Below are 19144 nucleotides of genomic sequence, written 5' to 3' on the forward strand. Positions count from 1 at the left end.
TCAGTTTCCTACACAAGCATACGGAAAAATGCGGTTCTCCAAGATTTTAAACAGGTTCTTAGCCAAACAGCTCTGAATGCGAGCCGAGGCGGACGAGTTGGATGGAATCTTCGCCGGTTTCGTATATCAGCAGCAAATCTGGCTTGATATGGCATTCGCGAAAGCCCGACCATTCGCCGCTCAAGGCATGATCCCGGTATTTTTTGGGAATTTCGTGGTCGTTGATCAGGTAATAGATAACGGTCGCCCAATCCGGGCTAATCAATTCGTCCCATTGTTTTTTGACATCCCGCCGGAATTGGGTGGTTGGGTACAAGGTTCTCTGTTTCACTCTTGCCATTCCTGAATGTCTTTCATCATGTCGTCGAGGTTGCGGTAGTGCTTGCCCGGTGTGCCATTTTTGCGGTTTTCGATCGCTTCCAGCAGCGCCTGACGGGTGACGGCATTGGGGATGTTTTCCCGGCGTCCGGCATGGTGGTTGAATGACAGCGGGATGGTCTGGGTATCGGCGACCTGGTTCAGAAACAGTTTAATCGCCTGCGACGGTGCCAGTCCGTAGCGTTCAAACACGGAGAAGGCGCGGTCGCGCAATTCCTGCTCAATGCGGATGTTGTAGTTGGTTGTGGCCATGGTGTTGCTCCTTATATCTGGATTGTGCTGCGAATGTACTGCTTTTGTCACGGTCTGGCAAGGCGGGCGGTCGTCGCCGCGGAGGCAGTGCCCGCATGGCGCAATGGTAATGCCGCTATAATACGCGCCCCCTTCTTTTCAGGATTTTCCCATGCTCGACAAGCTGTTCAAGTTGCAGGCGCACGGCACCACGGTTCGCACCGAAGTCATCGCCGGCATTACCACTTTCCTCACCATGGCCTACATCATCTTCGTCAATCCCAACGTGCTGGCGAAGACGGGCATGGATCACGGCGCGGTCTTCGTCGCCACCTGTATCGCCGCCGCCATCGGCTCGTTCATCATGGGGTTCTATGCCAACCTGCCGGTCGCCCTCGCCCCCGGCATGGGGCTGAACGCCTTTTTCACCTACACCGTCGTCCTTCAGCTCGGCCACACCTGGCAGACTGCGCTTGCCTGTGTTTTCTTCTCCGGCGTGCTTTTTATCATCGTCAGCCTGCTGCGCATCCGCGAATGGCTGATTAACGCCATCCCCGACGCGCTGAAAAAATCCATTGCCGCCGGCATTGGCGGCTTTCTCGCCTTCATTGCCCTGCAAAGCGCCGGGATTATTGTCGGTGCCGACGGCGTGCTGGTGAAGATGGGCAGCATCATTTCCTTCGCGCCGCTGATGACCGCGCTCTGCCTTTTCCTCATCATCGCCTTTGTCCATTACCGCGTGCCGGGCAGCGTCATGCTCGCCATTCTGATTATTTCCGTGCTGGGCGTCCTCTTCGGCGACAGACAAGTGCCGGAAAGCCTCATTTCCCTGCCGCCCTCACTTGCGCCGACTTTCATGCAGATGGATTTGAAAAGCGCGCTGGAACCGGCGATGTTCAGCATCATCTTTGCCTTCTTCTTCGTCGATTTATTTGACACCGCCGGCACGCTGATTGGCGTTACCGAACGCGGCGGACTGGTCAAGGACGGCAAAATCCCCAACCTGAAAAAAGCGCTGCTTGCCGACAGCGGCGCGACCGTCGTCGGTGCGGTACTCGGCACTTCCAATACCACCAGCTTCATCGAAAGCGCTTCCGGCGTCGCCATGGGCGGCCGTACCGGGCTGATGGCGGTTGTCACCGGTATCCTCTTTTTGCTGGCGACCTTCTTCTCGCCGCTTGCCGGGATGGTGCCGACCTACGCCACCGCCGGCGCGATTCTCTACGTCTCGGTGCTGATGATATACACCGTCGGCGAGATTGACTGGCACGACATCACCGAAGCTGCCCCGGTCGCCATCACCTTCCTCGCCATCCCGCTGACTTACTCCATCGCCGACGGCATCACCCTCGGCTTCATCAGCTATACCATTGTGAAGCTATTGTGCAACCGCTGGCGCGAGCTCAATATCGGCGTCATCGTGCTGGCATCGGTGCTGCTGGCGCGGCTGGTTTGGGTGCATGGTTGAGTGCATCCGGATACGAAAAACCCGCCGTAGTGGCGGGCTTTTGCTGCGGGAACACGGGCAGGGTGCTCACACAATCCCCTGCGCCAGCATCGCGTCCGCCACCTTGACGAAACCGGCGACGTTCGCGCCCTGGACATAGTTGATGCTGCCATCGTCGCGTTTGCCGTAGCGCAGGCAGGATTCATGAATGGCCGCCATGATGCCGTGCAGGCGGTTATCGACTTCCTCGCGCGTCCACGAGAGGCGGATGGCGTTCTGGCTCATTTCCAGGCCGGAAGTGGCGACGCCGCCCGCGTTGCTCGCCTTGCCCGGCGCGTAGAGAATGCCTGACTGAAGGAAGACGTCGGTCGCTTCCAGCGTGGAGGGCATATTCGCGCCCTCGGCGACGCAACGGCAGCCGTTGGCAAGCAGCTTTTTCGCATCACTTTCATCCAGCTCGTTTTGCGTCGCACACGGCAGGGCAATGTCGGCCGGCACGCCCCAGGGACGTTCTCCGGCGAAAAATTCCAGCCCCTGCTCCTTGGCATAGACCGCGAGGCGCTCGCGCCGTACCTCTTTCAGCTCCAGCAGCGCTTGCAGTTGCGCCTCGGTCATGCCGCTGTCGGCGAAACGGACGAAACCGCCGGAATCGGAAACGGTCAGCACCTTCGCCCCGCGCTGCATCGCGCGCTCGGCGGCGTACTGGGCGACGTTGCCGGAGCCGGAGATGAGCACGCGCTTGCCGCCGAGGTCTTGCCCGCGCGTTTGCAGCATGAATTCGGTGAAGTAGATGAGGCCGTAGCCGGTCGCTTCCGGGCGGATGAGGCTGCCGCCGTAGGAAAGCCCTTTGCCGGTGAGCACCGAGGAGAAGCCGTTGGTCAGGCGTTTGTACTGGCCGAAAAGGTAGCCGATTTCGCGGCCGCCAACGCCGATGTCGCCGGCGGGAACGTCGGTATCCGCGCCGATGTGGCGGAACAGCTCGCTCATGAACGACTGGCAGAAGCGCATCACTTCGCCGTCGCTCTTGCCTTTGGGGTCAAAATCCGAGCCGCCCTTGGCACCGCCCATCGGTAGCGTCGTCAGCGCGTTTTTGAAGACCTGCTCGAAGGCGAGGAATTTCAGCACGCCCAAATCAACCTGCGGGTGGAAGCGCAGGCCGCCCTTGTACGGGCCGATGGCCGAGCTCATCTGCACGCGGTAGCCGCGGTTGATTTGCACCGCGCCACGGTCATCGACCCACGGTACGCGGAAAATGATGACGCGCTCCGGCTCGACAATGCGCTCCAGCAGCGACTGCTCGGTGTAGCGCGGGTTTTCTGCGAGGAAGCCTTCGAGACTGGCGAAGACTTCCTGCACCGCCTGGTGGAAGACGGGCTGGCCGGGGTCGCGTTGTTGGATGCGGGCAAACAGTTTCATCAGAATGTTTTGGGGCATAGGTTATCTCCTCTAAATAAAGCCAAAAAAACAGCAAAAAATTTTGCTGTGCGGGGAATATAAAGTGTTTTTCGCCAAAGTCCAACAAAAAAATGCCGCTGCGGGCTAAAAAGGCAACGGCAGGCGGTGAAAGGGTGCGGATTCAGTAGGAGCTTGAGGGCATTTTGGCAGCGGCAAACGTGTGCGGTCTGCGGCGCGCTGTTCGTAGGGTGGGGCTTGCCCCACCGCCGCATAACCGTCGCCATCACCCGGACGGTGCGCCGAGGCGCACCCTATGGCAGGCTTCGCGCATAGGTGGTGTGGTTTGGTGCAATAGCAGAGGTTCGCCCGCCTGCCGTCATGTTTTTGTTTACTGGCGGCAATCGTTGCCGTCCCACGCCCATTGTTCAATGTTGCCGTGGACGTCGATGATGAAGCGGGTGCTGCATTGGCGCAGACTGTATTCGTCATCCATTTCGTCTAGCAGATAGAAGACGCGCGGCGAGCCCAGCATGGTGCGTCCCCAGCCGGGGCGACGGACGATTTGTTGTTGGCGGTATTCAATGACCTGGCGTCCGTCGCGCAGGGTGTAACTGCCTTGCGGTGGCCCCCAGGCGAGGACGAGCTCATCCAGCGGTTTGCCGACCCATTGCGCGAGGGCGCTTTCGTAACGGGCGGAGGTGGCGCAAGCGCCCAGCAGCAGGGCTAACATGGCGGGAAGGGTATGCTTTAGTTGGCGTTTCATGGTGGCTCCGGCGATGGGGAGGGTGTGAGGCGAGGTGGTCAGGCGGGAAAGAGCGCTTCCAGCACCTGCGCCAGCCCGTCTTCGGCGTTGGTGGCGGTGACGTGGCGCACCTGCGCCTTGATGTCTTCCGGCGCGTTGCCCATCGCCACGCTGTAGCCGGCGTAGCGCAGCATATCGAGGTCGTTGTAGTTGTCGCCAAAGGCGATGACTTCGTCGGCGCCAACACCGAGGCGGCGCTCCATGAACTGGATGGCTTGCGCCTTGGTGGCGGCGCGGTTGACGATTTCGAGGTATTCGTTTTTGGAGCGGTGGATTTCCAGCTGCGGGTACGCCGGTTTGAGGCGGTTTTCCAGCGCGAGGATGTCGGCGGCATCGCCCATGACAAGGATTTTATGCACGGCGGTGAGCGGCGTGGCGGGTTTGGCGCTGGCACGCAGGCCGGTAATCTCGCCCTCCTGCGCCGTCCAGTAGTTGTCCGGGTCGGGGCTGTACCAGTGCGTGCCCTGGTAGTAATTGAGCGAGAGGCGCGGCAGGGTTTCGAGTTCGGCTTCAAGCTGGCGGATATCGGCGTCATCGAGCGGCACGCTGTACAGTTCGCGCAGCTCGCCGTCGAGGATGAGCGCGCCGTTGTAGGCAATCAGCGGCTGCGCGCCGCCGATGGCGTCGGTGAACGGGGTGATGGCGAGCGGTGGTCGCGCCGAGACGAGGATGAAGGGGATGCCAAGGGCGACGACGTGGCGGGTGGCGGCGAGGGTGCGCGCGCTCATGCGGTGTTCGCGGTTGAGCAGGGTGCCGTCGATGTCGCTGAAGATGGCGCGGTAGGGCATGGGGTTCTCCTTTGGGGTTTAGAGCAGTTTGCCGAGCGGCTCGCGGAAATAGGCGGCACGCCAGCCGCTCAGCAGCGGGCTGGTCGGGTCGGGGCGAGCGGTGAACTGCTTGAGGATGCGGGCGGGGGCGAGCATTTCCGGGTGGATGTTGAGCGCGGCGGCGGTGTCGGTGGTGTAGCGGCAGAGTTGTTCGTACTGTTGCCGTTTGCCGGGCGAAAGGCGCGGACTGGCGGGTGGGGCGGGCGGCGGCGCGGCTTCGCTGAAGCGTTGCGCGAGGAAGGGCAATTCTTGCCAGAGCGGGTGGTCGGCGGCGAGGTGTTCGGCGAGGTTTTCCGGGCTGGTTGGGCGTTTTTGCGCGATGGCAATGAGCTGACGGTCGCTCATCACGGCGCGACGCGGCAGGTCGTGCGCGATGGCGATGCGTTCGCGCGCTTCGACGAGGATTTGCGCCGCCGCTTTGTCATCGTGGCGCAGTTGCGGCGCGCCCTGGAGGCGGTACCAGTGCCAGGCTTCGCGCGGCTGCTGTTGTCGGGCGAGTTGCGCCGCGCTTTCTTCCGCCCACCAGCCGAGGCGGTCAAGGCGTTGCAAGTCGGCCGCGAGCAGCGGGTAGAGGCGGGCGAGCAGGCCGACGTCATCGGCAGCGTAATCGAGTTGTGCCGCATCAAGCGGGCGAGCGAGCCAGTCGCTGCGGGTCTGGCTTTTGTCCGGATTGATACCGAGGTAATGCTCCACCAGCGCGGCATAGCTGACGGCGAGTTGCGGCGTGCAGAGGGCGAAGCCGGTTTGGGTGTCGCGGATACTGGCGGGCAGGCCGCCGCCAAAAAGCTGCATCAGTTCCAGGTCTTGTGTGGCGGCGTGCAGCACGATGGGCGCGGGATGGCGCAGAAGGGTTGTCCACGGTACGCCGCTATCGAGCGGGTCGTACAGTTGCGCGGTGCCGCCCGGCTGGCAGGTTTGCACCAGGGCGAGTTTGGGAATGTAGCTGCGTTCGCGCACAAATTCGCTGTCGTAGCAGAGGATGCGCGCGGGGTCGTAAGTGGTGCTTGCGGTGGCGTGTTGCCAGGGGGTGTGATTCATGGAGGTCAAGGTGTTTTTTGTGGCACGGTAGCACGTTTTCCCCGGACGGTGGCAGTTTGTTTTGACGGAAGTTTTTCCTTATAATGCGCGCCCTTGCCGGTTCGCCGGCATTTCCTTGCCGCCGTAGTGGCGGCTTTGTTTATCCATAAGGAATCTTTATGAGACATTATGAAATCGTGTTTCTGGTTCACCCGGACCAGAGCGAACAGGTCAATGCGATGAGCGAGCGTTATCGCGGCATCGTGGAAGCTGCCAAAGGCAAAGTGCACCGCTTTGAAGACTGGGGACGCCGCGTGCTGGCGTATCCAATCGAAAAGCTGGTCAAGGCGCACTACATCATGATGAATATCGAGTGCGACGCCGCTACCCTGGCCGAGCTGGAAAACAACTTCCGTTTCAACGACGCCATTCTGCGTCATCTCACCATCCGTCGCGATGAAGCCATCACCGAGGCCTCTCCGATGGCCGACAGCAAGAAGAAGGAGGGCTAAGCCATGGCACGTCGCAGATCCTGCCGTTTCACCGCCGAAGGCGTGAAAGAAATCGACTACAAAGACCTTGAAACCCTGAAGGCGTTTTTGACCGAAACCGGCAAAATCGTCCCGGCACGCATCACCGGTACCAACGCCTACTATCAGCGCCAGTTGGCAACCGCCATCAAGCGCGCGCGTTTCCTGGCACTCCTGCCGTACTCTGACCAGCACTAAGGGGGATTCATGAACGTTATTCTTCTGGAAAAAGTCACCCACCTCGGCGACCTCGGCGACCGCGTTGAAGTCAAAGCCGGCTATGCCCGCAACTTCCTCATCCCGCAAGGCAAGGCAACCGAAGCCACCAAGGCGAACATCGAGCGCTTTGAAGCCCGCCGCGCCGAGCTGGAACGCCAGCAGGCGGAAAAACTGGCAGACGCCGAACGCCGCGCCGCCGCGCTCGCCGGCAAGGTACTGACCATCCTCGCCAAAGCAGGCGACGAAGGCAAACTGTTCGGCTCCGTCGGCACGCAAGACATCGCCAACGCCGCCGTGCAGCAAGGCCTGCAACTGGCGCGCAGCGAAGTGCTGATGCCGCACGGCACCATCCGCGAGATCGGTGAATACACCATCGGCCTGCACCTCTTCGCCGGAATCAGCACCGAAGTGCTGGTGCGCGTCGTCGCAGGCGAATAAGCAAAGTTTTTTGCATCAAAGCCGGGAGGTGGCAACACCTTCCGGCTTTTTCGTGCGCGCCATCCAGCGGGGCAGGGCGGTTCAGCCGCTTTCGTGCAGGTAATCGAGCAGTACCGCGAGATGCGAGTGTTCGGGGTGTTTGACTGCGGTGAGCAATACGGTATGCGGCTGTTGCCCGGCGAGGCGCCACAGCTCTGCCAGTGCCGCCTGGTGTTCCGGGTCTTGCAGTTCCTGGCGGTAGCGGGCGGCGAAGTCGTCATAGCGCTGCTCCGGGTCGGCGTGGTACCAGCGGCGCAGCTCTGCCGAGGGGGTGAGGTTTTTCAGCCAGACAACCTGTGCCATCAGTTCTTTGTGGACACCGCGCGGGTAGAGGCGGTCAAGGAAGATGGCGGTTTCTCCGGCCTGTGGCTGGTAGTCATAGATGCGGGCGATGCGAAAGGTCATGGCTTTGCTCCGTGGATGGATTTACAGAAAAACCCGCCTTGCGGCGGGTTTTTGTGGCGTGTGGCGTTTAGCTGTTTTGGGTAGCTGTCGCCGTTGTGGCTTCTGCCGGTTTGGCCACCGCCGGGGCGCTGTCGCCCGGTTCTTTGTGCAGCAATCCTTTGAGGATTTGCAGGCCGAAGGCGACCGCACCGATGATGAAGACAACGTCGCCGATGGTACGCACCCAGCGCAGGGTGTGGATAATCGGATTCTGTTCGACAAATTCCGCGCTGCGCGCCCACCACAGGCCTTCGTTGATGGTGGCGTGCGCCTGGATGATGCCAATCGGCAGCAGGCTGGTGAAGAGCATCATCGCCAAGCCGAGGTTGAGCGCCCAGAAGGAGGTGAACATCAGCTTGTTGTTCATTTGCAGGGTCGGGCGGATGTAGCGCAGCACCATCAGAGTGAAACCGAGGGCGAGGAAGCCATAGACGCCGAAGAGGGCGGCGTGGCCGTGGTTCGCGGTAGTGTTCAGCCCTTGCAGGTAGTAGAGCGAAATCGGCGGGTTGATGAGGAAGCCGAAGACGCCCGCGCCGAGCATATTCCAGAAGGAGACGGCGATGAAGAAGCACAGCGGCCAGCGCATCGGCTTGATCCATTCGGATTTGTGCTGGATGGTCCAGTTTTCAAAGGCATCGTAGCCGAGGAGGACGAGCGGCACGACTTCCAGCGCGGAGAACAGCGCGCCGATGGCCATAATCGGTGTGGTGGTACCGGCGAAGTAGATGTGGTGGAAGGTGCCGGGAATGCCGCCAATCATGAACATCATCGCGGCGAGCAGCGCGGCGGTGGTGGCGGCGCGACGGCTGACCATGCCGAGGTTGTAGAAGATGAAGCCGACGGCGGAGGTGGCGAATACTTCAAAGAAGCCTTCTACCCAGAGGTGTACTACCCACCAGCGCCAGTATTCCATGACGGAGATGTGGGTGTGTTCGCCGTAGAACAGCGCCGGGGCGTAGAACAGGCCAATGGCGGCGGCGGAAAGGGTAAAGAGGATGAGCAGGCTCTTGTCGCCGGGTTGCTTCAGTGCCGCCCAGATGCCGCGCAGCATGAGGATGAGCCAGAAGACGAGGCCGATGAACAGGGCGAGCTGCCACAGGCGGCCAATTTCCACAAATTCATAGCCCTGGTGGCCGAGCCAGAAATTCAATTTCTCGTTCATCCAGCCTTTTAGCGCGACGAACTGGCCGAGGTAAGAGCCGGCAACGACGACAATCAGCGCCCAAAAGAGCACGTCCACGCCGAGTTTCTGGAATTTCGGGTCTTTGCCGCCGTTGATAATCGGCACGAGGAAGAGACCGGCGGCGAGGAAGCCGGTGGCAATCCAGAAAATGGCGGACTGGATGTGCCAGGTGCGGGTCAGGCTGTAGGGCAGCCAGTCAGCGACCGGGATGCCGTAAAAATCCTGGCCTTCCACAGTGTAGTGTGCGGTGAAGCCGCCGAGCATGACCTGGACGAAGAACAGCGCCGCGACGATGAGCAAATATTTGCCCAGCGCCTTTTGCGACGGGGTGAGTTTGACCAGAGTGAGCGGGTCTTGCGCCGGAACGGCGATTTCTTCATGTTCGTGGCGGGTGAAGAACGCCCAAATCCAGATGACCGAACCGATGCCGAAAATCAGGGTGACGACGGAAGTGATAGACCAGATGACGTTTTCCGCAGACGGCTGGTTGCCAATCAGCGGCTCATGCGGCCAGTTGTTGGTGTAGGTGACGTCCAGATTCGGGCGGTTGGTGGATGCCGCCCAGGCGGACCAGAAGAAGAAAGCGTTGAGCTTGGCGCGTTTCTCCGCGCTGGGCAGGGTGTCTTCCTTCATCGCATAGGCTTCACGCAGCTTGTGCAGCTCCGGGTCGGCACCGAACAGCTTGTCGTAATAGGCGGCGACGGCTTCAATGGAGCGGACGCGGTCGGCAGAGAGCGTCACCTTGTCGGTTGCCGGGTCGTAAGTGTTCTTGCGGAACGCCTGCTGCGCGTCGTAATTGAGCGTGGCCTGGTCGCGCGGACTCAGCTCGGCATAGTTCTTGCCGTATTCACGCTGCGCCTGCTGATCAAGCCAGCCAAGCACCTCGCGGTGAATCCAGTCGGCAGTCCAGTCAGGCGCCTGATAGGCGCCGTGCCCCCAGACCGTACCGACGGACATTCCGCCGATGGATTGCCAGGCGGACTGTCCCGCCATGATGTCGTCTTTGGTGTAGAGCGTTTGCCCGTTTTCATCGACAAAGGCGGTGGGCACAGGCGGTTTTTCGTTGTAAACCTCCTTGCCGAAATAGCCGAGGATGAAGAACGAACCGATCATAATCAGACCGAGTATCGCCCATAACCGTTTGTAATCTTTCATATTTTATTGCCTCCAGGAACAGTAATGCGGCGACGGTTGTCGCAACGCGCGGCATTTTTACAAAACGGCAAGGCGGCTACCTTGATAAAGGTCAGGATAGTTAACGGGCTTGGGATTTCCCGTGTCGAAGGCATTCGCCTGCATCAGGTTGGGCAAGTACCTTGGTGCCGAACGTGATGGCGGGTGTCCGGATCAAGACTGCCTTGCCGCTCGAAGCCATCCATGCCGCCTAAGAGCCTGTCCAAGATTCCAGGGGCGAGGTGGGTTGGTACGGGATGCAAGGCGCAAAACGTAGGCAATGTGGACTACCTTGCCAAGTTTTGCAACGCCGCAGCACGCTCAATCCCGCGCTCATCGCGCTCGCCATGGGATTTTGAACAGGCTCTAAAGCCCGAAATCGGTGCGTATCCACGCGGGCGTCACCGCTGGTGGGTGCGACGTGAGTATCGTTATAACCCCGCAGCGAATCACAAAATACACAAGCTCCGTCCATAACCATGCCGCCGTTGTAAAATCCGCACGGAATAGATGACAGAGGAGCAAACCATGCGTATTGAGACCATTCGTATCCATAATTTCAAAGCCTTCCGCGAGGCAGAAATGACCGATATTCCGCCATTTTGCGTGGTCGTTGGCGCAAATGGCTCCGGTAAATCGACCCTGTTCGATATTTTCAGTTTTCTCCGCGACTGCCTGACTTTCAATGTCAGCAGTGCATTGCAACGGCGTGGCGGTTTTCGTGAAGTGTTAAGCCGGGGCGCCAATATCGAAAAGGACCATATCGCGCTGGAGATCCAGTTCCGCATGGATATTGGCGGTGTCAATCGCCTGGTAACTTATGAAATTCATATTGGCCAAAATAAAAACAGAAAACCGGTCGTGCGGCGAGAAAAACTGCGTTATAAACGTGGGCGGCATGGTTCGCCCTACAATTTCCTTAATTTTGAAAATGGTCAGGGTTATGCCATCATCAATGAAGAAGATTTCAGCAAGGAAGAGGAAGAGCTGACGCGTGAATATCAGGAAATCGAGCCTGATGTTTTGGCAATCAAGGGGCTGGGGCAATTTTCCCGTTTCAAGGCAGCCAGTGCTTTCCGCCAACTCATTGAAAACTGGCATGTCTCCGATTTTTATATCAATCTGGCGCGCGGCAGCAAGGATGCCGCGGGAGAATATGAGCATTTATCGGTATCAGGCGAAAACCTGCAATTGGTAGCGCAGCACATTTATGAAAGTGAGCCGAAAGTCTTTCAGCGCATTGTTACCGCCATGAAGCACCGTGTTCCTGGTATTGGCGATGTAGAAACTATTCAGTCGCCGGACGGTCGTCTGCTGCTGGGTTTCCGTGACCAGAGTTTCAAAGATCCTTTTATTGATCGCTATGTTTCCGATGGCACCATTAAAATGTTTGCCTATCTGGTTTTGTTGTATGACCCGCATCCGCACCCGTTATTGTGCGTGGAAGAGCCGGAAAACCAGCTTTATCCCACGCTGCTGTGGGAATTGGCAGAGGAATTTCGCGCTTACGCCGAACGCGGCGGGCAGGTATTTGTTTCCAGTCATTCCCCCGATTTTTTGAATGCTGCCCAATTGGATGAAGTTTTTTGGCTGGTCAAGGAAAAAGGGCATACCACCATTCACCGCGCCCGCGACGATTCGCAGATTGCCGCTTTTATCGGCGAAGGCGACCAAATGGGCTATTTGTGGAAGCAGGGATTTTTTACCGGAGCCAATCCACAATGAAGCTGGTATTTTTTCTTGAAGAACCGTCGGCAAAAGAAATGCTGCAAGGGATTCTACCGGTAATTGCTGCAGGACACGAATGGCAGTTTGTCGTTTTTGAAGGCAAGCAGGACTTGGAAAAGCAATTAGAACGCAAGTTGCGTGGCTGGCAGCATACGGAAAATATCCGCTTTGTGGTTTTGCGCGATCAGGATTCTGGCGATTGTTACCGCATCAAGGCAAATTTGCAGTCCATTTGCCACCTGGCAGGCAAACCCAATACGCTGGTACGCATTGCCTGTCATGAGTTGGAAACATTTTATTTGGGCAACCTGGCTGCGGTTAGCCGTGCTTTTGGCAGAAATCTCCACGCGCAACAACAGGGAAAGAAATTCCGCCAGCCAGACAATCTGAACAATGCTAAACAGGAATTAAAGAAGCTGGTGCCAGAATATCAGGAAATTGCTGGTTCGCGTGCCATCGCTCCACTATTGATGCAACGGAGAAATATGTCGCAAAGTTTTAATGTATTAATTCAAGGTATTCAAAATCTACTTTAATCAACGGGTAGAATGTGTTGCCGAGCAAGAGGATGCTGAGAAAATCGCATTAATCCGGGAGACAGCCGTTATTACCATCACCGCATCTAATCTGATGTAGGAAATTGAAAGCCGTGTCTGTGCATAGGAATGGAGCATTAAAGCATTGAAAGTACTGAATTTGATTGAAGGCGTATGGTGCGACAAGCCAGGTGAATCCCCGGTTTTTTTGTATCCGGCGCGATAGTAATTTTTTAGCGCTCCTTCACAATCACTTCAGAAAACGGCGATTCTAACCGCTTGTTGGTGCGAATACAATAAGCGCTCCTTCACAAACCCCAGGAGAACCCCATGAAATTCGCAGTTATCGGCGCTACCGGTTATGTCGGCAACGCCGTCGTCCAGGAGCTCGCCGCGCGCGGTCACGACGTCACCGCCTTCGCCCGCAATACCGGCAAAGTCTTCGCTGCGCCAAACGTGCGCGCCGTCGCCGCCGATGTCACCGCCGCCGGTTTTGTCGAGCAGCTCGCCGGATTTGATGCCGTCGTTAGCGCCTTCAACCCCGGCTGGACCAATCCGAACATTGGCCGCGATTTCCGCGACGGCTACGCCGCCATCCTCGCCGCTGCCAAAAGCGCGGGCGTACCGTACCTGCTCATCGTCGGCGGCGCGGGCAGCCTCTACATCGCCCCCGGCGTGCAAGTCATCGACACCCCGGATTTCCCCAAAGAAATTTACGACGGTGCCAACGCCGCGCGCGACCTTTTGACCGAACTGCGCGGTCGGAATGACCTCAACTGGGCGTTCATCTCGCCGCCCATCTGCCTCGGCGCGGACGGCGGCCACAGCGAAGACCGCACCGGCAAATACCGCCTCGGCCAGGATGACGCGCTGATGGACGGCGACGCCCCGGCAGGCATCAGCGTCGCCGACCTCGCCATTGCCATCGCCGACGATGTCGCGCAAAAAGCGCACCTGCATCAGCGCTTTACCGTAGCGAGTGTCTGATTTTTCCAAATCTCTAACAGGGAGTTTTCCATGAAAATTGCCGTAATTGGCGCAAGCGGCTTCGTTGGCGACGCCGTCGTGCGTGAACTTGCCATGCGCGGCCATGACGTCACCGCCTTCGCCCGCAACGCCGCCAATATATTCAGCGCGCCGAACGTGCTTGCCGTTGCCACTGACGTTAATGACGCCGACTTTGCCGCGCGACTCGCCGGTTTTGATGCAGTCATCAGCGCTTTCAACGGCGGCTGGACGAATCCGAACCTCGTTGCCGATTTTCGCCGCGGTTACGCCGCCATTCTGGCCGCCGCCCAAAGCGCAGACGTGCCGTATTTGCTGGTGGTCGGCGGCGCGGGCAACCTCTACGTTGCCCCCGGCGTGCGCCTGATTGATACGCCGCAGTTCCCGCAGGAAATCCTCGACGTCGGCAAGGCCGAACGCGATCTGCTGCACGACCTACTCGCGGCGGACGGCCTCAACTGGGCGATGATTTGCCCGCCCGCGTGCTTCTCGCCGGAAAACAGCGCCGCCCTGCCGCGCATGGGTCGCTACCGCCTCGGCGATGAAACGCTGCTCATGGACGGCGACAAACCTGCGAACATCAGCCGCGCCGATATTGCGGTTGCCATCGCCGACGATGCTGAGCAAAAGGCGCATCTGCACAAAATTTTCACCATAGCCGCAATCTAAAGGAACAAACTTGAAAAAAATTCTCCTCTCCTCGCTTTTCGCCGCCGCACCGCTGGCTTTTGCCGCCGACACGCTCGCGCGCAACAAGGAAAATGTCGCCGCCTTCTACGAACTCGCCTTCAATCAGCACAAACTGGAAGAAGCGGTCGCCAAATACGTCGCCGAGCCGTACATCCAGCACAACCCCGGCGTCGCAGACGGCGGCAAGGCGTTCATCGATTCGTTTGCGCCGTATCTCAAGGAACATCCGCAATCGCGCGCCACCATCAAGCGCGTCATCGCCGAGGGCGATTTGGTGGTCGTCCATGTGCATAGTCAAAGCGCACCGGATGACCGCGGCGAGGCGGTGATGGATATTTTCCGCCTCGATGCCGACGGCAAAATCGTCGAACACTGGGACGTCGCCCAGCCCGTGCCGGAAAAAACCGAAAGCGGCCATTCCATGTTCTGACCGCCGCTCACAAAAAATCCCGCCTGATGCGGGATTTTTTTTGCGCCGTTATGGAAAATTCGTCCCTGTCACCGCAGGATGCCTGGCATTCGTGAGCGGGCAGCGTCCATAAAATTGCAGTCCATGCGGTAGTCTTCCCTGTCCGCTTTTCAGAACTATGATTTGCGACGACTACTTTCCCATAATAAAAACCCCGTTATGCAAAGCATAACGGGGTTTCAGGAATAAATGGCCCGCCCGAAGGGATTTGAACCCCTGACCTTTGCCTCCGGAGGGCAACGCTCTATCCAGCTGAGCTACGGGCGGTGTGGCGGCGCATTGTACTGGAAGCCCCGGCACGGGCAAAGGGTTTTTGCACGCCAAAAAAATCCCCCTGCCGAAACAGGGGGGAATAACTCACACATTCAGGCATCATGCCCCTTCCTCGCAATGCCTCCTGCACAAGGTCGTGAAGGTAACATTCTCGACCAAAGAATGAGCGCTAATCCTAAGCTTACCTTCACGTCATGAACTTAGCTTTACGAGTGCCAACGCGGAAATTGTCTATAAAAATAAGAGGTAATGTTCTGTTTCGTGCAGATTGCCACCGCCAGTCCGCCTTGCGTGCGACAACGGCGGCATTTTTGGCGCATCGGGGCATTTTGCGGCTTGCAAGCTGTTTTTGTTGTAAAAATACGAAAATCGCCTGCTGTCGCGGTTTTCCCTGCGTGCGGGGCAGTTGCCGCAAATAGTCATTAACTGACGTTAATGTAATGACGCTGCCCATCTTTGTCCCCGTGGCAGCTTTGCAATTATTCCAATCGGCCATTTTGGAAAAATCCGTTTAACTTCCAAGATTAACGCGCGTGTCTGTCGTTATAATTGCGCGCGCCGGCTCGCCCGGCAATCCATAATTCATAACAAAATCCGGCACCCCCGCGCTGCAAGGAATCATCATGGCAACCCTCTCCCCATCGCAACCCGAAACGCTCTACGAGAAGCACGTCAAAATCCGGCCGCGCCCGGTCAAGGGACGCTTCGCCAACCTGCGCAAAACCGCGCTGTTGGTGCTGCTCGGCATCTTCCATTTCCTGCCCTTCCTCCAATGGAACGGCCGTCAGGCGATATTTTTTGACCTGCCGCACCGCCGCTTTTATATCTTCAGCCTCAACATCTGGCCGCAGGATTTCATCCTGCTGACCTTTATTCTGCTCGGCCTCGCGCTGCTGCTCTTTTTTGCCACCGCCTTGCTGGGGCGCGTCTGGTGCGGTTACGCCTGCCCGCACACCGTTTACACCGAAGTGTTCCTCTGGATTGAACAAAAAATCGAAGGTAACCGCTCCGAACAGTTAAAACTCGCGCGTAAGCCGTGGCGCGGCGAGAAGGGGCGCAAGCGCGTGCTGAAATATTCGCTGTGGGTCGCCGTCGCCCTGAGCGCGGGCATCGGTTTCGTCGGCTACTTTGTCCCCATCCGTAAGCTCATCCCCGATTTCTTCACCCTGCACGCGGGCATTGACACCTATTTGTGGGTCGCGCTCTACGGCAGCTTCTGCTACCTGCAAGCGGGCATCGTGCGCGAGCAGTTTTGCAAATACGTCTGCCCCTACGCCCGCTTCCAGGGGGCGATGTTCGACCAGGACACGCTGATTATCGCCTACGACCCGCATCGCGGCGAACCGCGCCGCCGCTTGAAGAAACAGGATCGCGACAACCCGGACGCGCTTGGCTTCTGCGTCGATTGCACCATGTGCGTGCAGGTCTGCCCGACCGGCATCGACATCCGCGACGGCCTGCAACTGGAATGTATCGCCTGCGCCGCCTGCATTGACGCCTGCGACAACATGATGGACCAAATCAAGGCGCCGCGCGGCCTCATCCGCTACACCTCGACCAACCGCCTCGCCGGCAAAAAAACCAAGCTGCTGCGCCCGAAAACCTTTGCCTATGGCGCGGTACTCATCGCCGCCTTCAGCCTCTTCATCCTCTCCATCGCGGGCAAAGGCGACCTGGACGTGAACATCCTGCGCGACCGCAACGTGCTCGCGCGCAAAATCAGCGGCGGCCGCATCCAGAACATCTACACCATCAAAATCCTCAACAAAACCGAAAACCCGCGCCAGTACACCCTCGGCATCGAAGGCGCAGAAGGCGCGGCAATCGACGGCAAAACCCGCTTCAGCGTTGAGCCCGGTGCCGTTTACGAGACCGTGCTGCGCGTCAACATCCCGCGCACCTCCCTCACCGACAACAGTACCAACATCGACTTCATCGTCACCCCGCAGGACAACCCTGCGGACGCGCACCGCCAAACCAGCAAATTCCTCGGCCCGACCAAATGAACCCCATCCCCTGGTACAAAAACCACATCCTGCTGCTCATCATCCTCATCCCGCTCGCCACCGTCTGCGGCAGTATGTACACCATCTACCTCGCCGTCAGCAGCAAAGAAGCACCGGTGCTGGAGGACTACAGCAAAACCGGCCTGTCGCCGCAAAAACGCCACGAAGGCCGCACCACCATCACCGCCACCCTTGCCGACGGTGCCATTACCCTGCAACGCGAACCGCCGGGCATCGAGCCGCTCACCCTTACCCTGCAACACGCGAGCAAGGCCGCCCTTGACCAGACGCACACCCTGCAAGCGGACGCGCCGAACCACTACCCGCTGCCTGCCGCCGTCCAACAAACCCTGCCAACCGCCACCTGGTACCTCAGCCTCGCCCCCGCTGACAAAACTTGGAAAATCAAGGGCAAATACCCGCATCCCAAACGCGGCGAACCGCCGCCCGCCACCATCCCGCTTGCCAACCCATGAGCGCCTGCTACCACTGCCAGCAGCCCATTCCGGCGGGCATCAACATCAGCGACGACCACGGCCACCACTACTGCTGCCACGCCTGCCAGACCGTCGCGCAAATCATCAACGCGCACCACCTCGACCAGTACTACCAAGTCCGCGACCGCCCCGCGCCGCGCCCCGCCCACCCCTACGACCCCGCCCACTGGCAGGCCTACGACATCCCTGAAATCGCCGCCCAATACACCTACCAGGACGGCGACGAACAAGAAATCCACCTCTACATCGACGGCCTGCACTGCGCCGCCTGCACCTGGCTCATCAGCCGCGCCCTGCAAGACGCGCACGGCATCAGCCACGCGCGCATCAACCTCGGCACAGGCCTCGCCGAAATCCGCTGGCGCGACACCCCGCTATCCGCCATCCTCGCCACCATCGCCAGCCTCGGCTACACCCCCAACCTGCACACCCCGGACAAAAACGACGACAACCAGCGGCGCGAACGCAACCACGACCTGCTGCGCCTCATCGTCGCCGGCCTCGGCATGATGCAAGTGATGATGTTTGCGACAGGCCTCTACACCGGCGCCTGGCACGGCATCGACCGCGAATACGAACAACTGCTGCGCTGGATAAGCCTCATCTGCTCCGCCCCGGTCATGCTCTACGCCGGCTACCCCTACCTGAAAAACGCCTGGCTCGGCCTGCGCCACCGCCAGCCGAACATGGACCTGCCCATCGCCCTCGCCTGCGCCGGAGCGTGGCTCGCCAGCCTCTACCACACCCTCATCGGACGCGGCGAAATCTACTACGACGGCGTCACCATGTTCATCTTCTTCATCAGCATCAGCCGCTACCTCGAAGCGCACACCCGCCGCCGCGCCCGCCACAACCAGCAACACTTCGCCCGCCTCCTGCCCGACGCCGTGTACAAATACAATGACAGCGGCGAAACACAACTCGTACCCTTGCCAACCATCCAGCCGGGCGACCACATCCGCGTCCTGCCGACCCACACCATCCCGGTGGACGGCGAAATCACCCACGGCGCAAGCCGCATCGACGAACAAATGCTCACCGGCGAAAGCACGCCGCAATACAAAACCATCGGCGACCGCGTCCACGCGGGCAGTACCAACCTGCAAAGCCCGCTCGACATCCGCGTCAGCCAGACCGGCCAACAAACCACCCTTGCCGCCATCCGCCGCATCAGCGCCCGCGCCGAACAACACCGCTCGCCGCAAATCGACCGCAACGAAGCCCTCGCCCGGCAGACCGTCCTCGCCGTCCTCATCCTCGCCGCCGCCGGCTACCTCCTCTGGCAGATCATTGACCCCGCGCGCGCCTTCGACATCGCGCTTGCCATCCTCGTCGCCACCTGCCCCTGCGCGCTGTCGCTCGCCACCCCGACCGTCCTCACCGCCGCGCTCAACCACGCGCACAAACACCACATCCTCATCAAAAACAGCAACACCCTCGACCGCCTCAACCACATCCGCCGCATCCTCTTCGACAAAACCGGCACCCTCACCCAGGGCAAATACCAACTGCAACAAAGCGACTATTACGGCAACCCGGCACGGCTGCTCGCCATTGCCAAGACCTTGGAAACCCACAGCACCCACCCCATCGCCTGGTACTACAGCCAACAACCCGTCGCCACCGTCTCGATGGACAACATCGAACAACACAGCGGCAAAGGCATCAGCGGCGACTGCGACGGCAGCCGCTGGCACATCGGCAGCGCCGCCTATATGCAAGAAAACGGAGTGGAAGGATTTCCCCCCTCCCCCTGTGGGGGAGGGGACGGGGGTGGGGTTCGCCCGCATACCGCCGCTGCCGAAACATCAACCGAA

At 59.3% G+C, this 19144-nt stretch carries 21 protein-coding genes and 1 tRNA gene; 12 read left to right on the plus strand and 10 right to left on the minus strand.

Annotated features, from left to right (window positions below; all coding sequences use genetic code 11):
* Positions 1-58: 58 nt before the first annotated feature.
* Positions 59-331 (minus strand): type II toxin-antitoxin system YafQ family toxin, encoded by a 273-nt coding sequence (locus ACO54Z_RS11745; protein ID WP_485997181.1) that lies wholly within the window; start codon positions 329-331, stop codon positions 59-61.
* Positions 328-630 (minus strand): type II toxin-antitoxin system RelB/DinJ family antitoxin, encoded by a 303-nt coding sequence (locus ACO54Z_RS11750; RefSeq protein WP_485997182.1) that lies wholly within the window; start codon positions 628-630, stop codon positions 328-330. The genes ACO54Z_RS11745 and ACO54Z_RS11750 overlap by 4 nt, the downstream gene beginning before the upstream one ends.
* Before the next feature lie 151 nt (positions 631-781).
* Here ACO54Z_RS11750 and ACO54Z_RS11755 point away from each other — a divergent pair, with 151 nt between their 5' ends.
* Positions 782-2077, plus strand: coding sequence for an NCS2 family permease (locus tag ACO54Z_RS11755; RefSeq protein ID WP_485997183.1), 1296 nt, complete (start codon positions 782-784; stop codon positions 2075-2077).
* Between the two features lie 66 nt (positions 2078-2143).
* Here ACO54Z_RS11755 and gdhA read toward each other — a convergent pair whose 3' ends face one another.
* The 4 genes from gdhA to ACO54Z_RS11775 all read right to left on the minus strand — a co-directional run bounded on the left by gdhA (position 2144) and on the right by ACO54Z_RS11775 (position 6118).
* Positions 2144-3490: an NADP-specific glutamate dehydrogenase gene (gene gdhA, locus ACO54Z_RS11760; protein ID WP_485997184.1), complete on the minus strand. Its 1347-nt coding sequence runs from the start codon at positions 3488-3490 to the stop codon at positions 2144-2146.
* 349 nt (positions 3491-3839) lie between these two features.
* Positions 3840-4214: a hypothetical protein gene (locus tag ACO54Z_RS11765; protein ID WP_485997185.1), complete on the minus strand. Its 375-nt coding sequence runs from the start codon at positions 4212-4214 to the stop codon at positions 3840-3842.
* A 38-nt stretch (positions 4215-4252) separates the two neighbouring features.
* Positions 4253-5041: a Cof-type HAD-IIB family hydrolase gene (locus tag ACO54Z_RS11770; RefSeq protein ID WP_485997186.1), complete on the minus strand. Its 789-nt coding sequence runs from the start codon at positions 5039-5041 to the stop codon at positions 4253-4255.
* A gap of 18 nt (positions 5042-5059) precedes the next feature.
* Positions 5060-6118 carry a ribonuclease D gene (locus ACO54Z_RS11775; protein ID WP_485997187.1) on the minus strand — a complete coding sequence of 353 codons (1059 nt, stop codon included), beginning with the start codon at positions 6116-6118 and terminating at the stop codon, positions 5060-5062.
* A gap of 158 nt (positions 6119-6276) precedes the next feature.
* Here ACO54Z_RS11775 and rpsF point away from each other — a divergent pair, with 158 nt between their 5' ends.
* The 3 genes from rpsF to rplI are packed head-to-tail and all read left to right on the plus strand — an operon-like array spanning position 6277 to position 7284.
* On the plus strand, positions 6277-6609 hold the full coding sequence (gene rpsF / locus ACO54Z_RS11780; RefSeq protein ID WP_298079660.1) for a 30S ribosomal protein S6: 333 nt from the start codon (positions 6277-6279) through the stop codon (positions 6607-6609).
* Between the two features lie 3 nt (positions 6610-6612).
* Positions 6613-6825: a 30S ribosomal protein S18 gene (rpsR, locus tag ACO54Z_RS11785; RefSeq protein ID WP_298079659.1), complete on the plus strand. Its 213-nt coding sequence runs from the start codon at positions 6613-6615 to the stop codon at positions 6823-6825.
* A gap of 9 nt (positions 6826-6834) precedes the next feature.
* On the plus strand, positions 6835-7284 hold the full coding sequence (gene rplI, locus ACO54Z_RS11790; RefSeq protein WP_485997188.1) for a 50S ribosomal protein L9: 450 nt from the start codon (positions 6835-6837) through the stop codon (positions 7282-7284).
* An 81-nt stretch (positions 7285-7365) separates the two neighbouring features.
* On the opposite strand, the gene ACO54Z_RS11795 is transcribed toward rplI, so the two are convergent.
* Both ACO54Z_RS11795 and ACO54Z_RS11800 read right to left on the minus strand, forming a co-directional pair.
* On the minus strand, positions 7366-7728 hold the full coding sequence (locus ACO54Z_RS11795; RefSeq protein WP_485997189.1) for a DUF488 domain-containing protein: 363 nt from the start codon (positions 7726-7728) through the stop codon (positions 7366-7368).
* A gap of 67 nt (positions 7729-7795) precedes the next feature.
* Positions 7796-10105 (minus strand): nitric-oxide reductase large subunit, encoded by a 2310-nt coding sequence (locus tag ACO54Z_RS11800; protein ID WP_485997190.1) that lies wholly within the window; start codon positions 10103-10105, stop codon positions 7796-7798.
* A gap of 546 nt (positions 10106-10651) precedes the next feature.
* On the opposite strand from ACO54Z_RS11800, the gene ACO54Z_RS11805 reads away from it, so the two are divergent.
* From ACO54Z_RS11805 to ACO54Z_RS11825, 5 genes are all read left to right on the plus strand, one after another.
* Positions 10652-11848, plus strand: coding sequence for an AAA family ATPase (locus tag ACO54Z_RS11805; RefSeq protein WP_485997191.1), 1197 nt, complete (start codon positions 10652-10654; stop codon positions 11846-11848).
* Positions 11845-12387 (plus strand): DUF4276 family protein, encoded by a 543-nt coding sequence (locus tag ACO54Z_RS11810; RefSeq protein WP_485997192.1) that lies wholly within the window; start codon positions 11845-11847, stop codon positions 12385-12387. Before ACO54Z_RS11805 ends, ACO54Z_RS11810 begins: the two co-directional genes overlap by 4 nt.
* Positions 12388-12717: 330 nt before the next feature.
* Positions 12718-13374 carry an NAD(P)-dependent oxidoreductase gene (locus ACO54Z_RS11815; RefSeq protein WP_485997193.1) on the plus strand — a complete coding sequence of 219 codons (657 nt, stop codon included), beginning with the start codon at positions 12718-12720 and terminating at the stop codon, positions 13372-13374.
* A gap of 30 nt (positions 13375-13404) precedes the next feature.
* Positions 13405-14061, plus strand: coding sequence for an NAD(P)-dependent oxidoreductase (locus ACO54Z_RS11820; protein WP_485997194.1), 657 nt, complete (start codon positions 13405-13407; stop codon positions 14059-14061).
* Between the two features lie 10 nt (positions 14062-14071).
* A complete protein-coding gene (locus ACO54Z_RS11825; RefSeq protein ID WP_485997195.1) occupies positions 14072-14512 on the plus strand; it encodes a nuclear transport factor 2 family protein in 441 nt (146 codons plus the stop codon).
* 229 nt (positions 14513-14741) lie between these two features.
* On the opposite strand, the gene ACO54Z_RS11830 is transcribed toward ACO54Z_RS11825, so the two are convergent.
* Together ACO54Z_RS11830 and ACO54Z_RS11835 are read right to left on the minus strand one after the other, a co-directional pair.
* A tRNA-Arg gene (locus ACO54Z_RS11830) sits at positions 14742-14818 on the minus strand.
* A 193-nt stretch (positions 14819-15011) separates the two neighbouring features.
* Positions 15012-15320 carry a hypothetical protein gene (locus tag ACO54Z_RS11835; RefSeq protein ID WP_485997196.1) on the minus strand — a complete coding sequence of 103 codons (309 nt, stop codon included), beginning with the start codon at positions 15318-15320 and terminating at the stop codon, positions 15012-15014.
* 127 nt (positions 15321-15447) lie between these two features.
* Between ACO54Z_RS11835 and ccoG the strand changes: the two genes are divergently transcribed.
* The 3 genes from ccoG to ACO54Z_RS11850 form a co-directional block, all read left to right on the plus strand.
* Complete coding sequence (gene ccoG, locus ACO54Z_RS11840) at positions 15448-16830, plus strand: cytochrome c oxidase accessory protein CcoG (protein ID WP_485997197.1); 1383 nt, start codon at positions 15448-15450, stop codon at positions 16828-16830.
* Positions 16827-17306, plus strand: coding sequence for a FixH family protein (locus tag ACO54Z_RS11845; protein ID WP_485997198.1), 480 nt, complete (start codon positions 16827-16829; stop codon positions 17304-17306). The genes ccoG and ACO54Z_RS11845 overlap by 4 nt, the downstream gene beginning before the upstream one ends.
* A partial coding sequence (locus ACO54Z_RS11850; protein WP_485997199.1) for a heavy metal translocating P-type ATPase occupies positions 17303-19144 on the plus strand: 1842 nt, incomplete at its 3' end. The genes ACO54Z_RS11845 and ACO54Z_RS11850, both read left to right, overlap by 4 nt.

This window comes from Cardiobacterium sp., from assembly GCF_057314735.1.